This window comes from Myxococcus sp. CA040A, from assembly GCF_013336725.1.
In the GTDB taxonomy this organism is placed as follows: domain Bacteria; phylum Myxococcota; class Myxococcia; order Myxococcales; family Myxococcaceae; genus Myxococcus; species Myxococcus llanfairpwllgwyngyllgogerychwyrndrobwllllantysiliogogogochensis.
This window is the reverse complement of sequence record NZ_JABUMR010000040.1, coordinates 1-1,022: the sequence shown is the minus strand read 5'-3', so window position 1 is coordinate 1,022 and position 1,022 is coordinate 1. Positions and strand designations below refer to the sequence as shown.

Here is a 1,022-nt window from a genome sequence, read left to right as displayed (position 1 = left end):
TGATTGCGGGTGACATTGGCGTGCAGGTCCAGCCATACCCGCTCGATGCGGTTGCCCTCGGGGCAGTAAGGCGGAAGGAAGTGGAGCACGATGCGCCCGCCGAGTTGCGCGAGGGCACGGCGAGTCTTCTTGCTGGTGTGAACCGCGGCGTTGTCCAGCACGAGGTGGATTCGGCGAGCCCGTCGGTACTGGCTCGCAAGGCGCCAGAGCAACTGAATGAAGAGGGTGCTGGCCTTGGACCTGCCCTCCACCCACGTCAGCTTCCCCGTCCGGACATTCAGCGCCCCAGCCACGAAGCGCTTCTGGTTGTTGCCGGGCGTCACGACTACCCGGCGCTGCCCGGGCAGACACCAGTCGCGCCCCACCTTGGGATTGAGGTGGATGTCCACCTCGTCCACGTGGAGCACGGGCTCCTCGAGGGGCTTGTGCGCCTCCATGCATCTGAGCACATAGAGCCTCCGGCGACGCTTCCACGCGGGCCAGGGACACTGGACGATGGGCTTTGCCGCCTTGAGGCGGGCGCCGAGCGAGGCGAGTGTCCGGCCCATGGTCGCCACGGACACACGAGGCATCCCCCGGCGCTGCAGCTCCACACACAGCAGCTCCCTCGTCCAAGTGGGCCGGCACCAGCCCCAGTCCTCGGGCGTGCCGGCCAACACTCGCTCCAGCCTCTGCCTGAATTGGCCGTCTACCTTGGGATGGCCGTTGCCCGCCCGTCTGTCTCGGAGGGCTTCGCGCCCAGCTTCCCGGTAGCGGCGCACCGCGCACACGACGGTGGAGGTGGCACAGCCCAGCGCCCGGGCTGCGGCGTTGCATGAGTCCCCTCGTCCCACGGCCGCCACCGCCATGCACCGCCGCATGGTGAGCGGGCAGCCACTCCTCTCTGCCCACCGAAGCAGCGCCTGGCGCTGCTTCCTCTTCAACCACTGCCTACCTTTGCCCTCGGGCAGGGCCTTCTCGCTCTCAGGTCTTCTGCGCACACAGAGCCGAACGAGAGGTGCCCCTGCTCCCTCTTCCCGCCT

Annotated in this window: 1 protein-coding gene; it reads right to left on the bottom strand. The window is 68.2% G+C overall.

Annotated features, from left to right (window positions below):
* On the bottom strand, window positions 1-848 hold an 848-nt coding region (locus HUA75_RS46000; protein ID WP_174490132.1), incomplete at its 3' end, for an IS630 family transposase.
* Window positions 849-1,022 lie beyond the last annotated feature (174 nt).